This window comes from Aldersonia kunmingensis (genome assembly GCF_001646865.1).
Classification (GTDB): domain Bacteria; phylum Actinomycetota; class Actinomycetes; order Mycobacteriales; family Mycobacteriaceae; genus Aldersonia; species Aldersonia kunmingensis.
The window spans coordinates 1-3,306 of sequence record NZ_LRRB01000320.1; the positions used below are offsets into that span (position 1 = coordinate 1).

The window sequence follows — 3,306 nt, forward strand, 5'->3', positions numbered from 1 at the left end:
GCACCAGGTCGGCACCGGGGTTCACACACGACGCGAGCGCCGGCAATACCAGTCCCAGCGAGATGAACGACAGATCCGTGACAACCAAGTCAACCGGTCCGCCGATGTCATCGGGCTTCAGCGACCGCACGTTGGTGCGATCGTGTACGTGGACGCGATCGTCGGACTGCAGGCGCCACACCAGCTGGCCGTAACCGACATCGACGGCGACGACTTCCTTGGCACCGCGCGAGAGCAGCACGTCGGTGAATCCGCCGGTGGAGGCGCCCGCGTCGAGACAGCGCCGATCACTCACGGCCAGACCCTCAGGTTCGAACGCTTCAAGTGCGCCGAGGAGTTTGTGAGCGCCGCGGGAGGCCCACGAGACTTCGTCGGGTTCCTCGCGGACGAGCAGTGGGGTTCCCGGTTCGACGGCCGTCGCAGGCTTGGAGGCCACCGATCCGGCGATCAGCACCCGTCCGGCACCAATCAGTTCGACGGCATGCTCGCGCGACCGGGCCAGTCCCCGCCGGACCAGCTCGGCATCCACTCGTGCCCGGCGGACCACCTCAGATCTTGTCCACCGTCGCAAGCGCCTGAACTAGCACGTCATGTGCCTGCTCGAGCACCCGCGCGCGGTGTGGGATCGTTTCGCCGTCGATTTGTGCGTCGACGGCGGCGAGTCCGGAAAGCAACTCGTCGACCTCGGCGCGTACACGGTCCGGATCCGCGAGCGGTTGCTCGACGGTCCGCAGGTGCTGGCCGGGCAGCGGTACAGGCGCGTTCATCGCCGCCAACGCTAGCCCATTCCCACTGCATGCGCGTGTAGCGAAACCGCCCGACCACCGCCGGTGGGATCGGGCTCCGCCCACGTGGCGATGGTGGACTCGGCGGCCTTGTTGCCGGCCACGAGGTCGCCGAACTGCGGATTCGCCCATGCGGCGAGCACGGTTACCCGGATCGCAGCGATGATCTCGGCGGGATCCTCGGGCGTGGCGCCGTCGGGTGCGTGCAGCACGAGTTGTGCCCCGTCGAGATCGGCACGCCACCCGCGGTCCCCGTCGGTATCGAGGGGGTAGTTCAGCGCGTCGAGCGAGCGGCTCACGAATGTGGGCCGCTCATCCGGGATTGCGCGCAGGAGATCTGCAACGGTGCTCACGCCGGTCAGGACGAGCAGCGAGTCCAACCCGGTCTCGTTCGCCCCGGCGATATCGGTGTCCAGTCGGTCACCGACGACCAGCGAGGATGCGCCATCGGCACGACGCAACGCGTCCTCGAGCAGCGGTGCGGCGGGTTTACCGGCAACCAGCGGAATGACTCCGGTGGCGGCGCGCAGCGCGGCAACCATTGCCCCGTTGCCCGGCGCGAAGCCGCGCTCGGTGGGCAGGGTCGAGTCCGTGTTCGCGGCGACCCACAGCGCACCGGCGCGAATCGCGTACGCGGCTTCGGCCAGGATCGGCCAGGCGGTTTCCGGAGAATGCCCCTGGACGACGGCGGCCGGTCCATCGTCGAAGCTGCGCACCGGGACAAGCCCTACGCGGCGGACCTCGTCCGCGAGCGCCTCGGTGCCGACGACGAGTACCGAAGCGCCCGGGTCGACGCGTTCCGACAGCAATCGCGCCGCCGCCTGCGAACTGGTCACGACGTCGTCGTTGGTGGCGATGAAGCCCAGTTCATGCAGGTGCTCCGCCACATCGGACGGGCTGCGGCTGGCGTTGTTGGTGACGTACAGCAGGCGCTCCGAGCCCGGCGCCAACGCCTCAACCGTGCCGGGGATCGCGTGCGGACCCAGATAGAGGGTGCCGTCCAAGTCGAGCAGCAGCGCTTCGTATTGCTCCCGCAGGCGCGTGGCGGAATCCACCGTCACTGCTCGCCGGACAGCTCTGCGACCCGCTCCTCGGCGTCGGTCTCACCCTCGAGATCGGCGGCCGCGGAATTGAGGAACCATTCGAGGCCATCGGGAATCCGACCTGCAGCCACGAGCGCGTCTGCATACGCGTAGAACAACCGAGCCGCAGCCGACCCCGTCCGCGACTTATCGAGATCAGGAGTCTGCAGAGTCACGACCGCCTGGTCGAACTGCCCGAGGTCCATCCGGGCACCCGCGACCACGATGCGCAGCTCGGTCGCGTCATCTCCGGTGAGCTCGCGAGCCTCATCGCTGCGGCCCAACTCGATGGCGCGTTCGGGCCGGCCGAGCCCACGCTCGCAGTCGGCCATGACCGCGAGAAGTCCTGGGCCACCGGCCATTCGGCGTGCAGCGCGCAGCTCCGACAGTGCCTCGGCCCATTCACCCGCATGGTAGGCGGTGACACCGGCGGTCTCTCGAACGACTGCGATCCGGCCGGCGCGGCCACGCGCCGCGCGGGCATGCGCGAGCGCGAGCTGCGGGTCGTCATCGATGAGCTGCGAAGCCATGATCAGGTGGCGCGCGACCGCGTCAGCGTTGCTCTTGTCCAGGCTCAGGAGATCCCTGCGCACAGCGGGCTCGAGGTCGGCTGCCTGGATATCCTCCGGCAGATCCGGCTCTTCCGGTCGCGGCGGTCGACGATCGCCGCCACGTGCACCCGGTCCTTCGCTACGTACGTATGTACCCTCGCCGCCACGCCGCCGAGGCGGCGGCCCGCCGGCACGACGGTCACTGTCGTCGGTCCGACGGGGTCGATCATCACTCCGGCGGGCCGGACGATCGTCACTCCGGCGAGCCGGACGATCGTCACTGCTGCGGTTGTACCCGCCTCGGCCATCACTTCCACGAGCTGGGCGATCATCGCCGCGGTTGTAGCCACCACGGTCGTCACTCCGGCGAGCCGGACGATCGTCACCGCTGCGGGCCGGGCGATCCTGTCCCCGAGCGGGGCGATCGTCTCCACGGTTGTATCCGCGACTTTCACCGCCGCGGGCGCCGCGATCATCACGACCACGAGCGGGGCGATCGTCACCGGTACGGGGCGCGCGATCGTCGCTGCGGCGGGCACCGCTGGCGGTGGAATCCTTTCCACGCCAAGGCTTATCGCCGCCGGAGCGCCGTTCATCGGAGTCGCGTCCACGAGGCGAATCCGACCGTCGATCACTGCTGCCGCGACCACGATCATCCGATCGCGGACCACGATCGTCGTATCGGGGCCGCGATCCCGATCGCGGCCGATCCGATCCGGGTGTGGCGTTGTCAGCGTCGCCGGCCTTTGCCCCTTCGGGCTGCGGGCGCGGATTGCGACGGAATGGCTTGCGACCGTCGTTATCCTCCGACACGACAAAGCCCCTTTCCAAACGAATAAATCAAAGATATCGACATAACGACGAAAGGGGACCCAGTACTGGGTCCCC

The 3,306-nt window shown here is 68.6% G+C and carries 3 protein-coding genes and 1 pseudogene; all 4 read right to left on the reverse strand.

The features are described from left to right. The coding region (locus A8G08_RS25605) for a TlyA family RNA methyltransferase (protein WP_068280695.1) at nt 1-547 on the reverse strand (547 nt) is incomplete at its 3' end. Between the two features lies 1 nt (nt 548). Next, the gene (locus tag A8G08_RS25610) at nt 549-767 is read right to left on the reverse strand and encodes a hypothetical protein (protein WP_068280697.1); all 219 of its coding nucleotides are present in this window, start codon (nt 765-767) and stop codon (nt 549-551) included. Between the two features lie 11 nt (nt 768-778). After that, nucleotides 779-1,840 carry an HAD-IIA family hydrolase gene (locus tag A8G08_RS25615; RefSeq protein WP_157108805.1) on the reverse strand — a complete coding sequence of 354 codons (1,062 nt, stop codon included), beginning with the start codon at nt 1,838-1,840 and terminating at the stop codon, nt 779-781. A 2-nt stretch (nt 1,841-1,842) separates the two neighbouring features. Then, a pseudogene (locus tag A8G08_RS25620) lies at nt 1,843-2,808 on the reverse strand (hypothetical protein); the annotation flags it as partial. Nucleotides 2,809-3,306 lie beyond the last annotated feature (498 nt).